Origin of the sequence: Leptospira yanagawae serovar Saopaulo str. Sao Paulo = ATCC 700523 (assembly GCF_000332475.2) — a bacterium.
GTDB lineage: Bacteria > Spirochaetota > Leptospiria > Leptospirales > Leptospiraceae > Leptospira_A > Leptospira_A yanagawae.
The window spans coordinates 156782-180746 of the sequence record NZ_AOGX02000013.1 but is presented as its reverse complement, the minus strand read 5'-3'; the positions used below and the strand labels follow the sequence as shown (position 1 = coordinate 180746).

The window sequence follows — 23965 nt, the reverse complement described above, 5'->3', positions numbered from 1 at the left end:
TTAGTGGGTGTTTGAAATTCCTAGATAATAGGAACTATGTGTATCGATTGCACTTTCAAACGGGCTCCTACTTGTCACATACAACTGATTATCTGCACCATAATAGGTATAATTCGTTTGGTCAAAATTGATCGAACGGATCTTAGACTGGTTTCGCATAAAGCCAAAATACAATCGAGTTTGGTCATAAATTTTGTAGGAGAGAGAAATCTCTGCCTGAAACCCTAGAATTTCTGTGATATTGTTTGGATTGGTTTTTGATAATGAAAAATAAGGGCCATATCTGCCATCGGCCGAATAACGATTTCCCGTCCATTGGTTCACATAATCTCTGTTACCGTAAGTAATATAAGGATCCAATCCTAAATTTAATTCCAATCCTTCCCAAATTTGAATGTTACTACGAAGTGGAATGGAAATCCCGTAGGAATTGATTTTGTCATAACGAATACTGTCGGTAAATTCATAATTTTCAACCTCATACATCCGATCGATTTTTAACAACCCAAGTCCAAAATAAAAAATTTGGTTCTCAAGAGGCATATAAAAGAAATTAAACCGGTATTCTTGCCTTTGGAAATTTCCATAGGGAATCGCCGAAGGAAAAAGTCCATTACTACCCAAGTAAAACGTTTTTTGATAAGGATCCGCAAGTTTGATATTCACCATATCAAAATCAAATCCAAATTTTTTCTCCATATTCCGATACTTAAAGAATGGCAAATACACCAAATCTTTGTTATTGCGTAAATCCGATTTGTTGTAAGCGATGATTGAATTTGTTTCAAACGGAACATAGGTAAAATTTTGTCCCTTCAATCCATATTCATAGGTCTTGGGATTCGTTTTTCGCTCTTCCACTGCATCTTGTGCAAAAAGAATGTTGGTAGAAAGAAAGAAGATCAGTAAAAGTGTTTTCAGATTCATTGGATTCCTTTGGTTACTTGTTATTAGATTTTTGTTTCATGATGATGGGCGCCTCGCATTGGTTTGTTGCTGATTGTTTCATTCTAACACCGACCGGGCTCACTCCGGGGTGCGCTCACGCTCCCGTCCCCCGCCATCGAGCGATGGCAGGTGACCAAGCCCTTCGGATCCCTGGCGCGGGGTTACCAGATAAAGAGGTGAGGTCTTCTATTTGAAGATATACCTGCGGTTACAATAATCAAAAGTTTCCCATTGATTCGATCAAAAATTGCCTCTGGTTCAGTATATTCGGTTAACGTAATTTGGTTGCCAGATTCTTGGGTCCCTCTGGGGCCTAATAGATCTGTATGGGTGCAATTTGTAATATTTGAGTCACATCGAAACAAACCAGGTCTGTAAAGATTAGGTTCATTTCTTGTCACCAGTAGAATTTTATTGTTTACGAGATCAACATTTAAAATCGGGGAATTACCAGAGCCATGTCCGTAACCAAGAGATACGTCAGTCTGTGTGCAACTTGTACCATCTAAATTACATTGAGTAATATTAGGTTTTTTTGAGTTACCTATATTCATACTACCAATCAGCAATTTATCATTGGTAGGATCTATTGCGAGACTAGGTACGGCACCAGAATACACAGATCCGATGTTCATTCTGTTAATACATGAGCTAGCATCTAAATTACAGTTAAAAACCATTAACGTACCATTTGAATTTGAAGCTGCAATAATTAATTTCCTGTTTTTTTGATCAAATATCATGTCAGACGAACGAAGTGCACCAGAGTTATTTATGATTGAATGTGAACAATTCACTCCATCTAGATCACATCGAAAAAGACTCACTGCATTTCGATTGGTATTATACGAAAGAACCAATAGTTTCCTATTGATAGGGTCAACTATGCCTTTAATACTTTTATTTGAAGCAGAGTTTTGCCCTTGGCCGGCAGAGATATTCCTATAGATGCAATTTGATAAATCTAAGTCGCATTTAAACAAAGTAGGCAGTAATCCAATATTATTTATAACAAGTATTTTCCTATTAAATGGATCAAAGACTAATTTCGATTTCGTAATGGTAAAATGGGAAGCAGATTGTTCACTTGTTAGGGTAGTGCCAATGCAAGAAGTTCCATTGAGCTCACAACGTACTAATCGTATTTGATTAGTAGCAGGTATTATTGAAGATACAAATAATTTTTTACCTATTTCATCAATGGCTGCGCTTGGATAATAATCGTGAGTAACATCGTAACCTGCTGACACATCTATGAAATCGCCAGCTAAACTTGTGCCAGGTGGGTTCTCTGTTGTCAATGCACCAGCCTCTATTAATGATAAAGCACTTTGGCCAACGACATTATTAGCAGCCACCTTAAAGTAATACAATGTCCCACTATTGAGACCTGTAATTGTTGCATAGGGATGGGTTATTGGACCAAAACTTGAATCGGAAGCTGTAACTCCAGGATTTGTGCTATAATACACTGTGTACGATGTTGCTCCCGTTACCTGCCACCATTGAACGAATGCAGTGGTTCCTCCTCCAAGCGCAGAGACAAAGACTGGTGCATCAGGTGGGCCAACGATATCGAAACTTTGGTTTCCAACACTACTTACGTTTCCGGCTAAGTCTCGGGCCAGGTAACGCACTTGGTTACTTCCATTGGAAAGAGCCACTGGTGTTGTATATACTGATCCATTTGTCACGGCACCACTTCCATCAAACGTTGGTTCTGTGCCATTTAAGGTGTAAATGATTTTATCACAGCCGGTTCCATTTGTATCGGAACAACTGAGTTGGAGTTGGGTTCCGGTGGCAAAAGGACCAACACCTGAAGGAGAGGCCATTGTCACCACAGGTGCTGTTGTGTCTTTTTGAATGGTTCGAGAATTGGAGCCGAAACTTCCGACAAGATTTTCCACGCAGATTCGAACGGTATTGTCACCTTCCGACAAAGCGGTGTTGGCAATGGTGGAGATGACTTCCGTTGCTACGATGGCATTCCCTGTGGCATTGGCATTGTTCCCTCCATTGCTAACCGCTGTTCCGTTTGAACAATTGGTTCCACCAATTCGTATTTGGTACGAGCCTGCTTTTGAACTTTGCCAATGGATGGAAACATGAGAAGATCCATTGATGGCTTGGGTGTAAGAATTGACTGTAATGTTCGCAACTTCGGTATCAACCGTATAATTTTGTGATACTACATTGGACACATTCCCTGCTTGGTCCCTTGCCACAAACTTCGTGTAAGTGGTGGAGCCATCCGTCATGGCAAGGCTTGCATTGTATAGATTCCCACTGGTGATCATGCCAGTCGTTCCTTGGATGGAAGGATTGTTCGGCGAAGAACCAACTTGCACGGCATAGGCGATCTTGTCACATCCTGATCCACCTGTATCGGAACAAGAGGCTGACACAGAGGTTGCCAAACTAAAATTCCCAGCTCCTGGTGAAGTTGTCACAGTCGGTGCGGTATCGTCCCGTAATAGTGTTGTGGAGGCAAAACCTATGAGTCCATTTGAACCTGTAACACAAATCCGATAGGTTTTTGTTCCTTCTCCTGTAAAATTGCTATGGGAACGTTGGAAGGTTTGGTCCGCATTGGCAGAGGCATTTCCTGAAGTAACAAGTGTTCCTTGGGAACAATCACTGCCTTCTCGGATCACATAGGAGCCTGAACGATTTGTCCTCCAAGTGATTGTCGAACTCGAAATGGCCCCCACTTGGGAACTGATGGCTGCTGCAGTTTGGCTCACAACAGTGATCGCTGGGATTTGGCTATCAATCGTATATGTGATGTTCAGTGGTGAAGAGAGATTACCCGCCAAATCACGGCAGAGCGCTTGTAACGTATGATTTCCTTCTGTAGATAAGGAGATTGATTGGGATGATCGATTGAATACCGTTCCCGTTTTTGGAGAAAAACTAGGCGAACTCGCATCCAAAGTGTAAACAATGGAACCAGGAGCTCTGTTATCCGAACAAGTAAGTGTTGTTGTTTGAGCTGTTGAATAGGAACCGGCTAACAAAGAACTAGTGAGAGTCGGAGGTGTGGTATCGCTAAGGATTGTCACAATGGCTGTGTCATTGGCGACGCCGTCCCCATCTGTATCAAATCCTAGTAGGTTCCCATTTGAATCAATGATGATGGCAACTGGGTTTCCTGTTCCACCAGGAGCAGTTGTTAAAAAACCAGGTGGATTGGGACTGATGTAGTAGTCGGCAATCCCATCTCCGTTGGTGTCAACCGCATCGGGAATTCCATCCCCGTTTGTATCGAGGAGGATGAGATTGGGGGTGCTCCCTCCTGTTAGGTTGATTCCATCGGAAACACCATCACCATCCGAATCAACCAAAGTCGCATCTGTTTTCCCATCCCCGGAAAGATCGAGGGTGGTGCCAGGGGATAGATCCTGAGAGGAACTCGGGCTCCCACCAATGAGTCCCAGTAAAAAAACAAAGGGATTGAACCCCTGTTGCGAAGAGCCATCGGGGAGGATTCCTAGACATTGGAATGTAAAAAGAGAGAGGAAGGATAAAAGGTAAAGTTTCTTTCGCATAACAGAGGCCGTTTTCAATTTCAAATTTCCAAAACTATATTCGGAAATTCTAATCCAGCAAATGGCTCCGTACTCTCAATGGAATTTTACAGTGAAGGAAAAAAAATCAAATTTTTCCGTTAAAAACGTTCTGAAAACGCGTTTGCACCGTTTTTAGCGGTTTTGTGAAACTCAGGAAATGGATGATTCTTTGAGTTGGATTCCGATCCTCCGTAACTCCGTTTCCAATTTGGGAAGCGAACTGGGACCAAATCCATGCAAACGGAGTAGGTCTTTTTTCGTGTAACGTGAGAGGTCTTCCAGTTTGGAGATCCCTAGTTCATGGAGCAGTGCCCTTTGCGCGGGGGCACCGAGAAAACTTAAGAAATTGGGATCCTTTTTTGTCATTGGAACTTCACCATACCATTCAACTTGTTTCCGATCTCATATCAGAAATCATCTTTATGACCGTCTCATTTACGTTACACGGTAGCGTTCTTCAAACCAAGGGAATGGCAAAATGAAACTCATAATGGAAATATGGCCGTTAATAACTGCCACCACTTCCTCCTCCTCCAGACGAGCCACCTCCAAAACTGCCACCACCTCCGCCTCCACCACCAGAGCCAGAACTACTTTTTTGTTTTTTAGGAATGGTTTCGTATTCCGTGACATGGTGTTTGCAATGGGCACAATTCCGTCTGACTTCTACCTTCCCCGAACTGCTGTAAGTTGCTTCTGATAAAACACGACTAGATTTGCAAACAAAGGTTTCAAATTTGCACTCTGGACATACTTTGATTTTGGGAAAGGAAGTTCCTTTATAGATGTATTCTGGGCTAATGTTTCGAAATTTAAAGATGGAATGATTTTTGCAACTTTGGCATACCCATACATCGTAATCCACTGAGTTCACAATTTCTTCTGAAATTTGGCCTGCCGATAAATGTTTGTTATCTGCCTCTTCTGAAAGTTTGGTCATTGTGTTCCCACAATGTTTGCAAGTCCTTGGGATGTTGCGAATCGCCTGTAACCTTGTCTTTAGTTTTTGCATACGATGGTCACCAAAAAATAGGAAGTAAACCACGATGCTTCCAATGATTAGAAAAATCGAAACAGGGAATAGAGCCTCTCCTAGATATAAAGACAATACTGTGATGGTAATAACAAGGGGACTGATCGCGAGTCCGTAATAGAGAAAAAAATCTGTTTTGTGGACAATATGGTATTTGGCAGTGGGAGATGGAGTGAGCCAAACAATGATTCGCTGGAGAATGTTTAAAAAAAGAAAAATGCCTAGGTATCCTAGGATGAACGTAGTTTTAAATTGAAACGATTCCTCTCGTTCCAATCGTTCTCCTTCTGCAATCTTTTCATTTAAGAGCCTCGATTCTTCGTCATTTAAGAAAAAATTAGGAGTGGTATTGTACAATTCGATTGTTTGGTCGAGGATTTGTTTCTCTTCCTGGCTGAGATCTACATAGGCTTTGCCCTGGTAATCGTAAACATTGGTTCGTTTCACGGCTACATTTTCGTCACTGTAAGCTGGTTCGGAGCTAACATCTGTTAGGTCAAAATTGGCGTTTGTATTTGTCAGCAAATCGTCTACAAGGATTTCGGGATGATTGATTTTGTTGATGAGTGCCGCGACGGTATCAGCATGGCCTTTTTGGAAATTATCCGCTTTGAAAGCGGGGATCGTGTAAGTATCGATGATCCGTTTGACTGTGGCATCTGGCAAATCACCTTCCAGGCCATACCCAATTTCGATTTCCACTCGCCTTTGGTCGATGATGTGTAAAATAAGGATTCCATTGTCTTTTTCCTTTTTCCCGATCTTCCAGTAGTTAAACAAAGCGACTGCAAAATCTTTTGGCACATAACTTCCAATTGTTGGTAATGTGACCACTGCAATTTCCAATCCGGAAGCGGATTCTTCCGCATTGATCATTTGGTCAATCACCGAGGAGTCAGTCAAAACACCCGCGCTATCTTCTACCCAACTATTGCGGAGTGTTTTGGGATTGGGAACATTTGCAACGAGGGCATCAAGAGAATCTTCATTGGTATCGGAACATTGTAAATTGAGGATTCCGATGAAAACCAATGTAAGACCAATGAGGAAAACTCGGGTAAGCCATTTTTGGCTTTTGTTTGCGTTTGGCCTTATCGCTCGGGAGAAAAGATGGGATTGAAAGGGATTCAATAGATACACGATCTAAAGAACATAAGCAGAATCTGTAGGTTTGTCAAGTATGAGTTATAAACTACCGCATTGGGATACACAGCTGAAAGTGATGGTTCTTGGGGTGAGAGGGATACCAGATCCTGCTGAACGCAAACTCGAATTCAAAGTGATTTGGTAAGTTGCTCCATTAGTCAAATTGGAAGTTTCAAGGTAGAAAGAACTGGTGCTATTTGTCAGAGGGCCAAATGTAATACTAGGAACAACTGTTAGGTTTTCAGAGAGCCACTGCGCTTCTTGGTTTGGTTCTGGTCCAATCACATCGTCAGTAAAGTAAAACTCAAAGCCTTCTGGTGAGGTGACCCGAACTTCATTATGATATGGATTAGATGTTACCATTTCAAAAAAACTAGGTTGGTTTCTTGGCTCGTATGAAAAGAAACTTGAGACTTCTACAGGGAACGAATTGCCATCGATCTCAAAGACTTGAATGTCATTGGGAGAATTGACTCGAAGAGTAAATGTAAAATAAGGAGAACCTTCTTGTGTAACGGAAAATGTGGTATTTCCAGAAGAGAGTCGAATGAAAAACCTACCTCCCTCATCAGTCGTGGCCGATGCATCCAACCCATCCATTTCATTTGTGCGACTGGTCACTGTTAGAAGTGCATCGGTAACCGTTGATCCATTTTCATTGCGAATTTGCCCTGTGAGGGAGATTGCAAAAGGTGCGCTTGAATTTGATAGAAGCGAAAGGCCTGGTAGAATTGAGTTATCCTCGGTTTCAGCTGGATTTAAGAGGGAATTGACAACTGGATTGAAGTAACAATGGGAAAGTGTGAGGGAGAAGAATAGGATGATGGCGTTTAATAAAATTCGCTTCATGGATGACTTTATTCTAATTGTTTGTAAGCAATTTGAGTAAAACTGAATATTTAAAATATAGAATATATTAAAGTATGATGTCAAGTAAAAATGGGAAGGATATGGAGGATTACTTTGGTAAAAACTAGAACGATCGTAGTTTATATTTTAAAAAATGCATGGAGTCGAGGGTTCATAACAAAATCGAATTTTGCGAGGTGTTAAAGCAATGCCAGACTTCGATTTTATATGATTTGTAACCTCAATCGAATATTCAGTGTTCATTGAAAATCCTTCTGCACCAACAAAGGTAATCCGATTCTCTGCAATCCCTATTCCTTGGTATCCAGTTGAAATAGAAGGTGTGATGATAATCGAATTCTCAATCCAAGTTGTGTCATTTGATTCTACAAAGGCCGGTTCCGCATTAAATTTTAAAACAAATGCACCTATAGTCGAGTATTGATTTGTTCTATCGATGATGACTTCATTCATTTCTCCATCCAGATAATATGCTCCTACAAGTTCAAAAAAGTTTGAAGAGGAATTCGAATTAACGATTCCAAGTCCTGTGATCTCAAGGGTGGGTGCAGCTCCGTAAGTGGATGTGGAAATCGCGGTTGGACTATCTACGATTAAAGAGAATTCAAAAAGATAAGACCCGTTTTTATAAACCGTAAAGGGAATGGATCCTGTTTTGGTAGGGGATATAAAATCTTCCACCTTCGTCAGTAACATAACCAGTGGTAGATTTTGTTTGAGGGGCAAAAGATTTACCAGGTTGTAATACTAATCCCACTTCGGCCACACCATTGGCATAACGGATTTGCCCTGTGATGAATAGTGTTGGGCCAGGTAGACCTAGGAGTGCTAGAGCGGAATTGTTTTCCTCTGTCTCAGGGGGATTTAACAGGGAATTGACGAGTGGATTATAATAACAATTGGTTAAAGTGAAAAAGGAGAAAAGGATGAGGTTCGTAAGTGTAATTCGCATCATGTTAGTTCATTCCTATCGTCTGTAAAGAACTTGAGTAAATCTATATATTAAAATTGTTGAACATTTTGAAAGCTATTGTCAATGTAAATTAGATTTAAATCATAATTTTATATAAAGTTGGATCAGATCAATTCACTTATTTGATTTAAGGTGCGTTACAAGGTGAATCACATGTATAACTAATCGTTCTTGGTGACGATCCTATCCCAGAAATGGATCGAATGCCTCGGCCAATAGAATAAGTATTAGTTCCAATTTCAAAACCTGTGGAGTTACCTATTTCCAAAATATTGCCATTCACGATACTTGATCCTGCAAAAGTAATAGAAGGTTCGGTAAAGACATTGGCTTCCAAATAGGATTGCAAATCAGAAGGAATTTCCAAATCTTCAGAAAACGTAATTTGAATTGTAGATGGCCAGGTTTGAAAAGAATCTTGATTAGGTGGATCTGTCGAAATTATGTCAAAATAACTGGGAGTTGTTCCGGTTGGATAAAATTCAATATTGAGTATATCAGGTCCTGCTAATGATTTGTTCGTAATGGAAACATTTCCAGGACCATTAATATTTAATGTAAATGAAAATAATTCTACACTGGACTGTTCCACTCGAATTCTCGTTTCGCCTGTCGATAATTGAATAAAAAATCTTCCGGCTGTGTTCAAATTGAAAGAATTAGACAAACCTTCAATTGGATTCGTTCGAGTTAAAATTGTCAAATTACCATTGGAAGCAGCAAACCCATTGGCATCTACAATTTGACCTGTGATTTGGACAACTTGAGGAGATAACAAGGCAAAGGCGATTCCAGAGAGAGCAGTCGGATTTGCATCCTCAAGTTTTTCTGGATTTAAAAAGGAATTCACAAGTGGATTGTAGTAACAATTACCTGAAATCACCCACATACTTAGTAAAACAAACATGATTCGAATAATGTATAGTAAGTTCATGTTCTTTGTCCCCGAATAGGAATTATGAAATTGAGTAAATGAATTATATGAAAGGTGTAAAAAGATTCAGAAATAAAAGGATACTTCTTTCTGATTATATTGCAAGAAATTTCTTTACAAAGCCAATGCACCAACATAAAAATGGATGACGGTCATTTTAACGCTTTTGCCTGAAGTTGATTTGATGCCTGGCATTATGGTTAAATAATAATCGGTTTCCGGAATATACGATCCATTGTCCACCATGATGTCTACTGTTGAGCCTGAAATAGCAGTAGAATTAAAACTAAGACTAGGTGTAATGATGAAATTTTGAGCTCTCCATATGTCATTATCTGATGGTAATTCAATTGCTTCTGAAAATTGAAATTCAAAGCCAGATGAAACTGTTCCAAAAAAATTAAATTCATCAATTTGCAAGCCATCATAAGGCATAGAAAAAGTTAATTCTAAATAGGTAGGAGATTCTGCGTTAGATGGATACACTTCTAAATTAATGACGGAATAGGTAGAATTCTCGATCGAGACGATCGCAGCAATTGGAGGAGTGATTGAAAGTTCTATCTTAAAAACTGTCCCCATATGATCCACTTCAAGAGTCACCGTTCCTGTCGGGGCATTTAGCTGAAAACGGCCAGAGGTATCAGTTGTACTAGATGCCGAACTATCGTTAGATCCTGATACGCGAACAGTAGCTTCCGAAACTGCAGATCCATTTGACATCAATTGACCAGTGATTCTAAAAGATCGTGGAACAAGTCCCAGTAGACTCAAAAATGCCGATTGGTCTTCTGATTTTATCGGATTCAAAAGATCATAAACAACAGGATTGTAATAACAATTTTGTGCCAAAAGGAAAGGTAAAAAGAAAATACAGATTCCTCTGGCCAATTTGGAAATGGCCAAAATTCGGATTGTTGAAAATTGAGCTTTCATTTGAAGTAACCTTTTGGATTCCTATCTCTTTCTTTTCAAAGTTTCTAAATCTTTTTCTAATTGTTCTAATTCGTATTTTTCTTCTGCTTCCTTTAACTCTTGTTCGGTTTTGATTTGTTCCACCGCTTCTTCTTTGATTCGTTTGATTTCGGAATCAGATACCATACGGAAACCACTTCCCTCGCAAACATCCACGACTATTGTTTTACGTGTGATAGTAATGGCAAATCCACCGAGTAAGGTGATTGCCATATCGGTCCAAGTGGATGTTTGTTTGATGCGAACTGGGCGGTTGTCTTTGGGAAGTAATTCATCCCAATTTGGTTCATAAAAACGAAGGGCACCAAACAACCAAAAGTATTCCGGATATTCTTTAAAGGTTTGGCATTTTGCTGATTCGGGAGCCAAAGTGATCATGTTTCCGTCGGCTACAGAGGTTAACACAAAGGAATCACGAAGGCTGTGAGTTGCCACATTCCCTTCTTGGATTTTCATTCGGTTTTCGGCTTCTTGTTGGGCTAGGGATTCTCTGCGCTTTCGAATCTCTTCTTGTTTGGCTGCGATGGCTTTTTCTTTTTCTTGTTTTCTTTTTTCTTCTTCTTCTTTTCTAATTTTCTCTTCTTCTGCTTCGGCGATGTCTTTGTAAATGATTTTCAAGACAGATTTTTTAGAAATGACCATATGTTTGCCGTTTTGGGTATCTACCTCGACAGAGTCCACGTTTTGGTTAGTGACTATCCCTTTGATCGACTTTCCTTGTTTTAACAAAATTGTTTGTACGGCTTGAAGAGGCAAAATGAGTAAGAATACAAGGATAAGGAATGTTAGTTTGTGGTTTCGCATAGAATCATTACCAAAAAATCTAGGATTTGTCCTATATTTATTAGAATGTTTCTCAAGTGCAATTAAGAAATATAATGAAAATATGAAATAACATGACAAAATTGCACCATATTTCTGCCACAGAACGATTGTTCTATTGGTTTTGTTTGAGTTGTAGAACTGATCTACATCGAATTGATGCGCAAATACAAGTTAGGGAAGTGTAAAGCAAAGGAGAAAGGAAACAATGGAAGAGGGACAAAAACTACACAAAGCACTTCACTCCGTCCACCTTTGGGGAATGGCTGTGGGGCTTGTGATCTCTGGTGATTATTTTGGTTGGAACTTCGGATGGGCAAAGGCAAGTTTTTGGGAGTTTGGGATTGCAATCCTGTGGATTGCGATTTTTTATCTGATGTTTGCTTTGTGTTTTACGGAACTTGCAGCTAGTATCCCACAAGCTGGTGGACCTTCTGCCTATGCGAAACGAGCATTAGGTGATTCCTTTGGGTTTTTTACAGGGTATCTTGTTTTGGTTGAGTTTTTGTTAGCACCACCTGCCATTGCATCTGCACTTGGTGGATACATCCATTTTTTGTTTCCCATGATACCTTCATTTGGTGCTGGAATTGGTATGTTTTTACTCTTACTCTTTATCAATTTAACTGGTATCAAACAAACTGCAAGATTTGAATTATTAGTTACGATCATTGCTGTTTTTGGACTTTTATTGTATTTGTCTTTACTCCTTCCCTTTTTGCCAAACAACCAAATCCCGAAACTTCCCGATTTGGAATCACTCTCACTTCCCTCGATTCTCCTTTCCATTCCCTTTGCCATTTGGTTTTTTTTGGCAGTAGAAGGCGTGGCTCTTGCGGCTGAAGAAGTAAAACATCCAGAAAAAGACATTCCGAAAGGATACATAGCAGGAATTTTTACCTTACTTGTGCTTGCGGGAATGATATTTGTCTTCACGGCTTCCGTGACAAGTACAGAAGAAGTATCCGGATTGGAATATCCGTTGTCATTCGTATTGCATAAGTTATATGGTGAAGGTTCCATTTGGCCCATTTTATTTACCTTTATAGGACTTTTTGGTTTGGTAGCCTCCCTTTTTGGCATCATCTTAGGCAATTCACGTTTGTTATATGCAATGAGTAAAAGTGGATACTTACCTCTGTATTTATCAAAATTAAGTCATAAAAGTTTTGTACCTCAAAATGCAGTCCTCACGGGTGGGACTCTTGGAATTTTTTGTATGGTATTTTTGGATACTGCCGAACTCATCTCCATATCAGCGTTAGGTGCGTGTGGGATGTATGTTTTCAGTTTAGTTTCTTATTTGGCCCTACATAAAAAAGAACCAAATCTCAACCGGCCATACAAAGCACCTTTTTATCCCTATTTGCCAATCCTTGCAATAGTAATTGGATTGGTTGCATTTGGTTCCGTTGCCTACGCTGAACCAAAACTTACATTGGGAGTGTTGGTAGTGGGTGTGATATTAGGGATAGGTTACCGGTGGCAAGTGAATCGAAAATGATTCTAACTGTATCCAGATTCTAATTTTTGTTTTTCTAAGGATTCCTTACAACGTTCGCAAAACAATCGAGAAACAGAATCATCGGGATTTTGATCGATTAAGGAAGAAAAAGCTTCCAAGGCTTCCTCAAAATCCTCTCTTCTGTAAGCATCCAATGCCAGTGTATAATCATCTTTTGATGCGATCAAACGAGAAGCTTTTTCTGGTTCATATCCATCTAACACTTCTACTACGAAAACAGATTCGGTTTTACCTTTGATGTTGACTCGGTCAAGCAAACGGTAATGGAATCCCAAAGTTTCAGAAGCTTCAATGAAGGTTTCTGCGCTAATGACGATGCGAGCAGAAAATAACTTGGTGATTCCTTCAATGCGAGATGCTAAATTCACTGCATCAGAAATTACTGTTCCTTCCATCCGTTTGTGTTCACCCAAAATACCAAGAGTTAAATTTCCAGTGTGGATTCCGATTCCAACTTCAATCGGGATATAACCACATTTTGCTCGATGGCTATTGTAAATTCGAATGGCTTCTTGCATTTCAACAGCAGCTTTCACAGCATCATTGATATTATATGGGAAAAGAGCCATCACAGCATCACCGATAAACTTATCAATAAATCCATGATTGTGCCTGATGATTGGACCAACCCTTTGTAAGTAACTGTTGAGAAAGTCAAAGTTTTCCTTGGGTGTAAGGGTCTCGGAAAATTCAGTGAAAGATCGAATGTCGGCAAAGAGTACGGTCATTCGTTTTTGGACTTGGTCTCCCAAGTCCACTTGACGGATGTCATCTTTTCCCAAGTGGTATAAAAATTCAGTTGGAACAAATCGACTGAAGGAAGAGCTAAATTGTTTTTGTTCTTCCGCAAATTCCAAGGTTTTGATGATGTTTTGGCGGACAATCCTTCCAAAAGTAAATACTTGTAAAAATACAAAAATGACAACGGTTGATGGTGCAATATAAGTTGTGTGGATGATTGCTTCTGCATGTAATATATCATTGGTGGCACCAACTAAAATAAGAGAGATCCCAAATAACAGTGGTTTTGCTTCCATTCTTTTGTTTTTGAATGACCGAAACAAATAAAACAAAACAAATAAACCATTTAATACAAATGCTATTGGATATATGGATGCAGTTTCTGTGAAATACACAGGAGGGAGAAAAAGTCCAAATGTTAGGAGAACAGAAAGGCCATAAAAAACATTGCCAACTTTTTTAGAAAAATCTCCAGGAAAGATTGTATAAAAATAATGGTAAAGGAGTGGGGCTGACCAGTACCAAGACAAGTATTCCACTCGAAGTAATAGCCAATAAGGCATATCCACAAACTCTAGGATGATACGTTCTCCTGTTGAAATGGTTCTTAATAAAACAGCCAGTGAAAACAAAAAGATGCCAAGGGTTTGTTTTCCATCTCGATTATAAAAATACATGACCAAAAAGAAAATGCCGACAAAAGCAAAAATGGAAGAAAGGATGGTTTCGTTGATTTTATGTTTGGTGAGACGAGATTCTGCTTTGGTATAAGGTGATAATACAATATCATTCCAGATACCACCTTTTCTATGAACATAATTGGCAACATACAAATCGATAGTGATATTTGATTTTTGCGGTAAAACAACAATGGTGGACCTCACCATTGGTACAAACTGCACTGTATTACTTGCAGGGGATCCTGATCCTCCATAATACTTTCCATCGATATAAATTTCGTACGATGTGTCCTGTTCATGGACAGTGAGAGCCAAAGTCTCTTGTAAATCATCCGGTAGTTGGACCTTCATGCGAAAACTTGCATGTCCAAAACCTGGTAGTTTGCCATAATCCATCGGGTATCCATTCCAATGGTTTGGTAATTGGATACTGACATCACTTTCCCGTTCTATGATGTTTGTGGGCGAGGTATTCCAATAAAATTTCCATTCGCCAAACAGAGCAACATATGGTTCTTCTCGGAAGGAATGTTGTTTTAAGTTGATAAACCCATTTTTCCCTTCTTTATTGACATTCCTTTCTTCCGATAAACAGCTGATGAGGAAAAATAAGGAAAGGAAAACGAGTTTTTTCATTTAAGCTTGTCGTTTAGGAAAAACTGTATAGTCCTGGAGTTTTGTAAACTTCACTTCATCACGTTTGTAACCGAGTAGTCCCTCTAACGTTTGGTAACGGTTCATCCCCATACTGATTTCAATGTCTTGTCCTGTGAATTGTCCCGGGTGTTCGTAGCCACACGAATGGGCCAAACTCAAAAGTTCCTTACGAAACCCTTGGATGTATTTGGCGGCACGTTTCCCTTTGAGTTCAGGATCCACACCTCTTTGTAACCACCAGTTTTGTGTGGCGACACCAGCGGGACAATGGTCGGTATGGCATTTTTGTGCTTGGATGCAACCTATGGACAACATGGCTTCTCTTGCAATATTGATGAGATCACAACCCATAGCAATGGCAACAACTGCCCTGTCTGGGAATCCCAATTTACCTGATCCAATCCAAACAATTTGGTCTGAAATCCCTTCTTTTTGGAAAAGTGTGTATACCCTTTGGAATCCAATTTTGAAAGGTAAGGAGACATGGTCAGCATAAGTGAGTGGTGCCGCTCCCGTTCCCCCTTCACCACCATCAATGGTGATGAAATCTGGTCCTTTGGAAGTGCGTTTCATCTCGTCTGCTAGTTCTTGCCAAAATTCTATTTCACCCACAGCACTTTTAATACCCACAGGCAATCCTGTTCCACCTGCAACCCTTTCTATGAATTCTACCAGTTCTTTGACATTGGTAAATTCAGAATGTGAGTTAGGTGATATACAATCCTTTCCTTCTTCCACATGGCGGATGGCTGCAATTTCTGCGTTTACTTTTTTGGCAGGGAGGATTCCACCTTTGCCTGGTTTGGCGCCCTGAGACAATTTGATTTCAATCATCTTTACGCAGGCATTTTTCCCCACTTTCTCTTTAAGAACATCTAAATTGAATTTTCCTGAATGGTCACGAGCTCCAAAGTAACCTGTTCCAATTTGCCAAACAATGTCCGCACCTTCCATGTGGTAATGGCTAAGTCCCCCCTCACCCGTGTTATGGTAAGCACCGGAATCTCTTGCTCCTCGGTTTAATGCAAGGACTGCATTTTTGCCTAAGGATCCAAATGACATTGCGGATATGTTGACGATGGAATATGGACGATAGGGAAATTTTCGTTTTGGACCAATGATTTTGAGACAAGGGATACAACTTGGATCACCATTATGCACATATGCTTTGGATTCTGGAAACGGAAAGGCTTTGTGTTTGATGATGGGGTAACCAGGTTCGTATTGGATTTCAGTGGTTCCAAATCCAAAATTGTTGTTTTGGCCTTTGGCAGTCGCATAAATCCAACTTCTTTCTGTGCGATCGAAAGGACGTTCCTCTTTGTCATTGGCAACCCAGTATTGTCTGAGTTCCGGGCCAATCATTTCTAAAAAATACCGAAGCCTTCCGACGATGGGAAAATTTCTTTGAATGGTGTGCTTTTTTTGTGTGATGTCACGCACGAAGACAGCGACAAAAAAAAGAAAGAGTCCAATCCAAGTGGCGGACAAGGGATTTGTTTCGATCCAATTCAGCATTTCATTCATCATTTGTGCGTCCATTTCTACCTTCGAAGTGAGATGTTGACAAGCTAAGAATGTAAATGGGCCAAAGAATCCAAAAGTTTTTCTTTGGTAAATGGTTTGAAAATATAACCAGCGACATAAGAAATTTTGGCAGCACGTTCTGTATCTGCATCATCAACAGAAGAACTGACCAAATAAATTTGAACCTGTTTCGGAAACTGAGGCAATAATGGTTCTATGGCTTCCAAAAATTGCCAACCATCCATAAAGGGCATATTGATATCCAAATAAACAATGTCTGGTAAAGATTCTTTGGTATGTGATCCTTTTTGCAAAAATTCTAATGCATGTTCCGCATCTGAAAAAATCAGTACTTCTCCTGTGATTCCTGCATTGGAAATGATTTTCTTCGTGGTGAATTGGTAAATTTTATCATCATCAATGATACAAATTTTGGGGTTCATGTTTTGTTCCCCCCATTCGGAAAATGGAGCAGGAAGGTAGCACCTTCATCAGGTTTCGAAGTGACATCGACCCGACCACCCATGGATTCCATCATGTATTTCATTAAAAACAAACCAAGGCCCTTCCCACTCATATGACGATGAAAAGTCTTTTTCATCTGAAAAATTTGGTCTCCATACCGAGATAAATCGATCCCCGTTCCATTATCGGAAAAGGAAAGGGAGGTTTCTGTCCCAACACGAAACGACTCAATGTTGATCCGAAGTTCTCGCTTTTGGTCTGCAAATTGGATGGAATTGCTGAAAAGTTGGATGAGGAGGGTTTCTAAGTAATCCTTCGAGGCAAAAATTCGATCCTGATCGGTAAGATTGGATTCTATTTGCACTTTCCTTTGGGCAAGTTCTCCTTCCATCAGTTTACAAACCTTGGAAACCAAATCTTTGATAGGAATCCATTCGGGATGGTAATTTTCTAAATTTTGTATTTTTAATGTGGTGATGAGCTCCGATAGAACCGTTTCTAAACTTTCGGTGACTGCTTCTAAATGGTTTTGTAATTCCTGTCTTTCCTCCTGAGAGTCCGTGACTTTTAATAGGTCTACCAAACTTCGTAAATTGCTCACGGGAGCGCGAAGGTGGTGGGAAATGATTTGGTTGTAGGATTGGAGTTGTTTGTTTTGGATGAGAAGTGAGTTTTTAGTTGCCTTTAAATGTTCATTGTTTTCTAAAAGAAGGGTTTCTGTTTTTTTCCTTTCGTCGATATCAATGATTTGTGCCAAATAGTAAATTGGTTGTCCATCATCATTTCGTAATACTGTAACAGTGATATAAGCCCAAACCAAATGGCCTTGTTTGTGCAAATATTGTTTTTCGATTGAATAGTGATCAATCATTCCTTTTTGCACAGAATCACGGTAACGCAAATTTTCTTCGAGTTCTCCAAGAGAACTAATTTCAGAAAAATGTTTTCCCAAGAGTTCAAAGGTTTCGTACCCTAAAAATTTAGCAAAGGATTCATTTACATCATCGATGTAACCTTGTTTGCTGGAGAGAACAAGTCCAATCGGTGAGTCTTTAAAAAGTGTTTTAAACTTTCGTTCCGAAAGGGCTAAGTTGGCATCGGACTCAATTTTTTCAGAGATATCTCTAGATGAGGTATGTAAGTACTGTTTGCCAGAGTTTGGATGTGTGATGAGGCGATTGTCACTTTGTAACCAAATATAGGTTCCGTTTTTGTGTAAAAAACGAAAGGTGGGATTGATATTTTTTGCACCTTGAAGTAAGGGTTGGTGGGCCCTTTCAAAAATCAATCGTCTATCATCAGGATGGAAAAAATCATATGGATTTTTACCAAGCAGTTCGATTGGATCATAACCAATGATTGATTTTGCATTGGGGCTGACATAAAGGTAAGTTCCATCGGTTTCGTGTAAACAAACCAATTCTCGACTAATCGTCGTTAATAGTTCTAAAATTTCTGAATCGGCAAGTCCCACAGATAAATTCTTAATGTAAATAAATTGAATGTCTATCCTAAATATCAGATTTTTTTCTTTTTCAGGACTTGTACCAAGGGAAATTTTTTTAACCAATCCTAAAGTTTTGAACCTATGAATCTGTGGCCATAAAACTGTAATAAGGAACTTCAAATGAAAAATCTATCGTACATCATTCTGGATGGAAATCTAACTGCTGACCCAGAAGAAAAATCAATTTCAGGTGGAAAGTCACTGGCACATTTCACAGTGGCTGTGAACCATTCCCAATACTCACAAGATGCTAAGGACAAAGACGATGTTTCTTTTTTCGAAGTGGATGCCTGGGAAAAACTAGGGGAAAACTGTGTTGAATACCTTAAAAAGGGAAGTAAAGTAACAGTGATGGGCAATCTAAAACAAAATCGTTGGAAAACTCCTGACGGGGAAAGCCGTTCCAAAGTTACGGTGACCGCAACTACAGTTCGGTTTGATGGGATGAGAGGGAAAAAGGAAGAAAAGGCCGCCTAACTTGGAATTGGTTTGGGTGAGGGTAATTCCCTTCACCCAAAGGACATACAATTAAGGAGTTTGGATCACTCTTTTTTTATGTTTGGTATGAGTAGGTGAGTCAAAAATCGAATGACCTTCAGCTTTATCAGAAATGCCTTTCTCTTTTGATTCATCCGTTTGTTTTTCATCTTTTGCTTCGTCTAACGATGATTGACGGCCGAGTTTTCCAACGGATAAAATTCGGAAGTATCTTGGAGAAGATACCAAATTCCATTCTCTAAAAAAGAATTTTGTATACGCATGCCTTGGTCCAAAACTTCCATTGGTCGAATCAATTTTTGATTTGATATTGGTTTTGAATTCTGATTGTTCTTCAAGGGTCAGATTTGGAAATTGTGCAATCTCTCCATTCACATAACGATTTCTTAAGATATCCAATTCTCTACGATTTCGAGTCGTTACATCTTCGAAAAACTTTTGTTTGGCGCCAAAACAATTCCCACCATACGATTCGCAATTTGGCTCAAGGTGCGGATTTACATACGTTAGTTCTAAATAAATGCTGATGTATTCGCCAGGATTTGGTACTTTCCCATCGAAAATTTCCAAAACTTGAGGCACTGTGTCACGATCGGTGTATTGCCTTTCGATGGCTTCTCTTGTGACTCTTGTTTCTGGTGTTGTGCTATTCACCTTTACTGGTTTTTTAGATTCACCGACTATCACTTTGTTTCGCATGACTTCTGTTTTTGTTTCCAAAATTTCATAAGCTTGGAAGTTTACCGGTTGTTTTGCAATGATTTCCCCTTTTTGGTTTAGAGCAACTATGTGGTGTTCGATGATCGTACCTGCTATGATCTCTTCGATGATACTAATGCCTGCATCTTCAAAAAACAAATCCAATTGGATGAATGGGATTTTGTTTTCAGAGAATTCAATATTCACTCCAGGTTCTTGTGTAAGAGGTTTTTTTGAATCCTGTGATGGATTTGCCTCTTGTTTGGTGATCATTTTGATGCGATTCAAATTGATTTGTTCCGATTGTGAGGGGAAGTTCGGAACCATCACTTCTTTTGGTGTTTGGCACCTCCAAACAAAAAATACAAGGAAAAGGCCAAAAAGAGTTCGCTTCATATGGATAGTATCGGCCAAAGATTGCCCCTAAAATTAGGGGCAATTGTGGGATTAAATGTGTTTTGCACTCATAGGAGGGAGGATGGGTCCACTCACTTGTTGGATTTCTACATACTTTCCGTTGATGAGGCGGTATGCTTTTTCTGGTTTTTCCTTTAAGAAATAAACAGATTCAATTCCATTCGGAGTCGGTGCATCCATACGTAATACCTTTCCCCACTCAGAATAGGTGAGAGTGATGGTTTGGCCGTTTTCAGAATATTCTTTCACAAGTTTTCCATCGAAGTCATATTCAGACATCGCAATTGGATTTCTGTCAGTCCAGAATTCGATTAAGTTAAAGATGAAAATATCTAAAAAGCTACCAAAGCCATAAGCAATGTACAATGGGAAAATCATAAGCAATGATCGAAAGAAACCAGCAAGTTTTCCTGATCCAATTTGGATGCTTGCATTAAAGGAATACACTGCTTTAATTGCACCGAATTTTCCAAAACAATTGGAAAGAAGACCAAAGGACAATAAACCGACGAGAGCCGTTTTGAGAAATTTTTTCATTTCCTACCTCTTTTATTTTTAGCTGAAAACTAGTGACCAATCTTATGCGAGTCGAAAAGGTTCTGCAAGTCGAAATGATTGACATAGACAATTTTTCGATGATTCTGGTCTTTACGTAGAAGGCGAAACCATTGATCTTTTCTGATTTTGAATATTTTGTCTTCTTTCTCTTTGTTTTTTTTACTGTTTGGTATCTTTTCCCAGCCATCTTCACAAACCAAACGAAAGAAACTCGGATCTTACATACCTTCCTCTTAGTCAGTAGCTATTTTTTCTACATGTCTTGGGACTACCGTTTTGGTGCTTTGATTTTACTTTCCACTGCTATCGACTATTACGTAGGCATCAAACTTTCAAACGAAACAAGAGAACGAGTGAGGTACTATCTTTTACTCTTTAGTTTGATCACAAACTTAGTGTTTATCCTTGGATTCTTTAAGTATTATAATTTTGTTGCGAATCAGATCAATTCAGTCACTGGTTTTGCGTTTGGGAATGAATTCTTACCTATCTTAAAGATCATTCTCCCTGCGGGAATATCATTTTTTACCTTTCAATCTTTATCCTATACAATCGATGTATACAGAAAGGAAATCCCGGCGGAAAAGGATTTCATTCGTTTTGCATTATTCGTGAGTTTTTTTCCTCAACTTGTGGCAGGACCCATTGTCACGGCACGGACGTTTATGCCCCAACTCTATACACCCAAAAAATTGGAAGACATTGAGTTTCGTGTGGCAATACGTTTTTTTATGTTAGGCTATTTTAAAAAAGCTGTATTGTCAGATATGGTTGCGCCTACCATTGATACCATTTATGCCAATCCTGCTGGACATCACGCCTATGCGTTGTTAATTGCCGCTGCACTCGGCGGAATCCAAGTCTATCTCGATTTTAGTGGTTATTCCGATATGGCAATTGGTAGTGCCATGTTACTTGGATACAAATTGCCTACCAATTTTAACTTACCTTTTATCGCCACCTCGGTATCGGGATTCTGGCGTCGTTGGCACATGACACTCAATTCTTGGTTACGTGATTATATTTATATCCCGATGGGTGGTAGCCGTGTAACATCTGTTCGACGTAAGTTCAATTTATGGTTTACGATGTTCGTGAGTGGGGTATGGCACGGGGCGCAGTGGACTTTTGTTTTTTGGGGTTCACTCAATGGATTTTTTTATGTATTAGAAGAGATTTGGAAAGAGTGGTTTCCGGACAAAAAAGAAACAATTCCCACCACAAACTTTCGTTTCCTTCGGGTTCCTATTTGGTTATTTCAAAATATTCTCAATAACTCGATTTTCTTTTTGGGTGCGGTTTTTTTTCGGTCCCTCAGTTGGGAAAATGCTTGGATCCACTTAAAGGGAATTTTCCTTTTCCAAACCGGAAATTTAAGGCCCTATATGTGGAAGGATTTTCTTTGGATCATCGGATTTCTCACCCTCGGACATTTTGTAGGGTATTTTCTCTTCGAAAAAGGTAAGGGGAAACAAATTCCCGCCAGTTTGGAATTTGCCATGTACCCGATCCTTTTCCTTGTCTTAAATTTAGCTACACCAGAAAACTCTGTTCCTTTCATCTACTTTCAATTCTGATTTGCTTTTTTCGTTTCCAATTCTAGGATTCTATGTAGTTTGTTGCTATGGAAAGTGAGCGAAGGCTTCCTAGAATTTCCCCAGGTGATTTTTCCGAGTTCGAAGTCCATTTGGACCTCGAAGGAATTACTCTATTTGGAAAATTAGGAAATATTTCAGAGGAAGGCCTTTGTTTTTTAGGTGAGGATGACTTACTTAGTGATGAAATCGAGTCCCAAGTTTTGGGAAGTATCGTTTGGTCCAAGGGCACAAAACGATTGTTCTTCGAGGGAACCATTATGTGGGCCCAAACTTCTAAAATCAAAAACGTGATTTATCATATTGCAGGAATCCAATTTTTAGAAAAAATCAATTTAACTGATTCAATGCTTGCAAGAAGTTTGGAGATCAAATGAAAATTTTATTACTTGGTGGGACAGGACTTGTCGGTAAACAAGTGTTACTCTCACTTCTTTTCTACCCTCAAATCAAAAAAGTGATCGTTTGGGCAAGGAATTTTGAAACTTCTTCCAAACCCAATTTGCCTATTGAAGTAGTAAAAGCTTCTTGGGATGATTTCCAATCAGGAAAGGTAAGTATTCCTGAAGGGATTGATGCTGTGTTTTGTTGTTTGGGAACCACCATTGGCAAAGCGGGTGGTCCAGATCAATTTCGTGAGATTGATTTTGATTATCCATTACTTGCTGCAAGACAAACCAAAGAAAAAAAGATTCCAGGATTTTATATCATCACTGCTATGGGTTCCGATCCCAATTCTATGATTTTCTACAACCGAGTAAAAGGTGAATTGGAATCCGAACTCAAAATCCTAAAGATCCCTTTTTTGGGAATTTTTAGGCCTTCCCTTTTGATTGGTGATCGGAGTGAATTTCGGATGGGGGAAAAAATTGGAGAAATGGTGGGATCCTTTATACCATTCGGACTGCTTGGTTTAAAAAAATTCAAACCGATCCCAGCCGAGTATGTGGCCAAATCTATGATTTATTCGTTGTTACATGATAAACCTACAAACGAAAACAATCCAATTGTAAAAATTTATGAAAACGATATCCTATGGGAAATCGGTAAGGACCATTCTTTTTGATTCCAGACAACAAACAAAAACCCTATTCCAAAACCAAATACATCATCTTAAGTTACATTGTTCACTTCATAGTGAGAGTTTGGTATCTATTCATTCGCAACCAAAAGTTCATCATTCCAGAAGAATCAGCAACGGTCATCGAACAAGGAAGGGATTACATCATTGCCGTTTTTCATGAAACCACTTTGTCTTTGTACCGACATGCAACGCAGTATTTAAAACGAAAGAAAAAAGCGGATATGGTGGCACTTGTATCTCAATCCAAAGATGGAGAGATCATCCACCAAACTTTTGCTCGCTCTGGCCTTCGTTCGGTTCGTGGTTCTTCCACCAGGGGAGGAACGGGTGCCTTTCGGAATATTTTAAAAGAAATGAAACAAGGGGCTGTTCCCATTTTTACTGTGGATGGACCAAAGGGGCCAAGGAGGGAAGTGAAACCGGGTGTCATTGTCACAGCCTCACTCACAGGGTTTCCCATTTTATACCTACATTCTTGTTATGACCGAGCGTATGTGTTCAAAAGTTGGGACCGGCATTTTTTCCCAAAATTTGGGGCCCGGCTTTTCATCCAGTACGGCAAACCCTTCCTCGTTCCGAAAGGCCTTACGGAAAGCCAAATCGACGAGTATGCAAAAAAATTAGAACAGGAAATGCAAGCCAATGCCGCTTCTTTGGAATCCTATGTGCGTGGACTCTTTCCTGACAATTCTATTGACGTACCACCTAAAAACGAAAGTTTAACCAAGTAAGGTAAAAA

Annotated in this window: 22 protein-coding genes; 6 read left to right on the top strand and 16 right to left on the bottom strand. The window is 39.5% G+C overall.

What is annotated here, in order from left to right:
* From LEP1GSC202_RS03265 to LEP1GSC202_RS03225, 10 genes are all read right to left on the bottom strand, one after another.
* Complete coding sequence (locus LEP1GSC202_RS03265) at positions 1 to 927, bottom strand: outer membrane protein, TIGR04327 family (protein ID WP_015676128.1); 927 nt, start codon at positions 925 to 927, stop codon at positions 1 to 3.
* Between the two features lie 182 nt (positions 928 to 1109).
* Positions 1110 to 4499: a chitobiase/beta-hexosaminidase C-terminal domain-containing protein gene (locus LEP1GSC202_RS03260; protein WP_039928055.1), complete on the bottom strand. Its 3390-nt coding sequence runs from the start codon at positions 4497 to 4499 to the stop codon at positions 1110 to 1112.
* 171 nt (positions 4500 to 4670) lie between these two features.
* Complete coding sequence (locus LEP1GSC202_RS03255) at positions 4671 to 4886, bottom strand: helix-hairpin-helix domain-containing protein (RefSeq protein ID WP_015676123.1); 216 nt, start codon at positions 4884 to 4886, stop codon at positions 4671 to 4673.
* Between the two features lie 139 nt (positions 4887 to 5025).
* Complete coding sequence (locus LEP1GSC202_RS03250) at positions 5026 to 6684, bottom strand: TPM domain-containing protein (RefSeq protein ID WP_015676117.1); 1659 nt, start codon at positions 6682 to 6684, stop codon at positions 5026 to 5028.
* A gap of 54 nt (positions 6685 to 6738) precedes the next feature.
* Positions 6739 to 7548 carry a carboxypeptidase-like regulatory domain-containing protein gene (locus tag LEP1GSC202_RS03245; RefSeq protein WP_015676250.1) on the bottom strand — a complete coding sequence of 270 codons (810 nt, stop codon included), beginning with the start codon at positions 7546 to 7548 and terminating at the stop codon, positions 6739 to 6741.
* Between the two features lie 147 nt (positions 7549 to 7695).
* The gene (locus LEP1GSC202_RS03240) at positions 7696 to 8265 is read right to left on the bottom strand and encodes a hypothetical protein (protein WP_244147624.1); all 570 of its coding nucleotides are present in this window, start codon (positions 8263 to 8265) and stop codon (positions 7696 to 7698) included.
* On the bottom strand, positions 8195 to 8524 hold the full coding sequence (locus tag LEP1GSC202_RS20160) for a hypothetical protein (RefSeq protein WP_015676109.1): 330 nt from the start codon (positions 8522 to 8524) through the stop codon (positions 8195 to 8197). The genes LEP1GSC202_RS03240 and LEP1GSC202_RS20160 overlap by 71 nt, the downstream gene beginning before the upstream one ends.
* Before the next feature lie 145 nt (positions 8525 to 8669).
* Positions 8670 to 9476, bottom strand: a complete 807-nt coding sequence (locus LEP1GSC202_RS03235; protein WP_039928054.1) for a carboxypeptidase-like regulatory domain-containing protein — start codon at positions 9474 to 9476, stop codon at positions 8670 to 8672.
* Between the two features lie 114 nt (positions 9477 to 9590).
* Positions 9591 to 10412: a Cna protein B-type domain protein gene (locus LEP1GSC202_RS03230; RefSeq protein WP_015676305.1), complete on the bottom strand. Its 822-nt coding sequence runs from the start codon at positions 10410 to 10412 to the stop codon at positions 9591 to 9593.
* A 21-nt stretch (positions 10413 to 10433) separates the two neighbouring features.
* Positions 10434 to 11255, bottom strand: coding sequence for an LA_0442/LA_0875 N-terminal domain-containing protein (locus LEP1GSC202_RS03225; protein ID WP_015676155.1), 822 nt, complete (start codon positions 11253 to 11255; stop codon positions 10434 to 10436).
* Between the two features lie 226 nt (positions 11256 to 11481).
* Between LEP1GSC202_RS03225 and eat the strand changes: the two genes are divergently transcribed.
* Entirely contained in the window at positions 11482 to 12777 is a 1296-nt protein-coding gene (gene eat / locus LEP1GSC202_RS03220; RefSeq protein WP_015676246.1) for an ethanolamine permease, read from the top strand.
* 2 nt (positions 12778 to 12779) lie between these two features.
* Here eat and LEP1GSC202_RS03215 read toward each other — a convergent pair whose 3' ends face one another.
* The 4 genes from LEP1GSC202_RS03215 to LEP1GSC202_RS03200 are packed head-to-tail and all read right to left on the bottom strand — an operon-like array spanning position 12780 to position 18342.
* A complete protein-coding gene (locus LEP1GSC202_RS03215) occupies positions 12780 to 14855 on the bottom strand; it encodes an adenylate/guanylate cyclase domain-containing protein (RefSeq protein ID WP_015676310.1) in 2076 nt (691 codons plus the stop codon).
* Positions 14856 to 16406 (bottom strand): FMN-binding glutamate synthase family protein, encoded by a 1551-nt coding sequence (locus LEP1GSC202_RS03210; protein ID WP_244147630.1) that lies wholly within the window; start codon positions 16404 to 16406, stop codon positions 14856 to 14858. It abuts the gene before it with no gap.
* 41 nt (positions 16407 to 16447) lie between these two features.
* Entirely contained in the window at positions 16448 to 16846 is a 399-nt protein-coding gene (locus tag LEP1GSC202_RS03205) for a response regulator (RefSeq protein ID WP_015676256.1), read from the bottom strand.
* A complete protein-coding gene (locus tag LEP1GSC202_RS03200) occupies positions 16843 to 18342 on the bottom strand; it encodes a sensor histidine kinase (RefSeq protein WP_156825341.1) in 1500 nt (499 codons plus the stop codon). Before LEP1GSC202_RS03200 ends, LEP1GSC202_RS03205 begins: the two co-directional genes overlap by 4 nt.
* Positions 18343 to 18495: 153 nt before the next feature.
* Between LEP1GSC202_RS03200 and LEP1GSC202_RS03195 the strand changes: the two genes are divergently transcribed.
* Positions 18496 to 18852, top strand: coding sequence for a single-stranded DNA-binding protein (locus tag LEP1GSC202_RS03195; protein WP_015676325.1), 357 nt, complete (start codon positions 18496 to 18498; stop codon positions 18850 to 18852).
* Between the two features lie 51 nt (positions 18853 to 18903).
* Here LEP1GSC202_RS03195 and LEP1GSC202_RS03190 read toward each other — a convergent pair whose 3' ends face one another.
* Entirely contained in the window at positions 18904 to 19968 is a 1065-nt protein-coding gene (locus LEP1GSC202_RS03190; protein WP_015676124.1) for a hypothetical protein, read from the bottom strand.
* Positions 19969 to 20019: 51 nt separating this feature from the next.
* Positions 20020 to 20526: a DUF3332 family protein gene (locus LEP1GSC202_RS03185; RefSeq protein ID WP_015676308.1), complete on the bottom strand. Its 507-nt coding sequence runs from the start codon at positions 20524 to 20526 to the stop codon at positions 20020 to 20022.
* Positions 20527 to 20657: 131 nt separating this feature from the next.
* Here LEP1GSC202_RS03185 and LEP1GSC202_RS03180 point away from each other — a divergent pair, with 131 nt between their 5' ends.
* The 4 genes from LEP1GSC202_RS03180 (at position 20658) to LEP1GSC202_RS03165 (ending at position 23957) form a co-directional block, all read left to right on the top strand.
* Entirely contained in the window at positions 20658 to 22124 is a 1467-nt protein-coding gene (locus LEP1GSC202_RS03180) for an MBOAT family O-acyltransferase (RefSeq protein ID WP_015676229.1), read from the top strand.
* A 110-nt stretch (positions 22125 to 22234) separates the two neighbouring features.
* Positions 22235 to 22519 carry a PilZ domain-containing protein gene (locus LEP1GSC202_RS03175; protein ID WP_015676148.1) on the top strand — a complete coding sequence of 95 codons (285 nt, stop codon included), beginning with the start codon at positions 22235 to 22237 and terminating at the stop codon, positions 22517 to 22519.
* The gene (locus LEP1GSC202_RS03170; protein ID WP_015676244.1) at positions 22516 to 23208 is read left to right on the top strand and encodes a Rossmann-fold NAD(P)-binding domain-containing protein; all 693 of its coding nucleotides are present in this window, start codon (positions 22516 to 22518) and stop codon (positions 23206 to 23208) included. Before LEP1GSC202_RS03175 ends, LEP1GSC202_RS03170 begins: the two co-directional genes overlap by 4 nt.
* Entirely contained in the window at positions 23205 to 23957 is a 753-nt protein-coding gene (locus tag LEP1GSC202_RS03165; protein WP_015676323.1) for a lysophospholipid acyltransferase family protein, read from the top strand. The genes LEP1GSC202_RS03170 and LEP1GSC202_RS03165 overlap by 4 nt, the downstream gene beginning before the upstream one ends.
* The last annotated feature ends 8 nt before the right edge of the window (positions 23958 to 23965 follow it).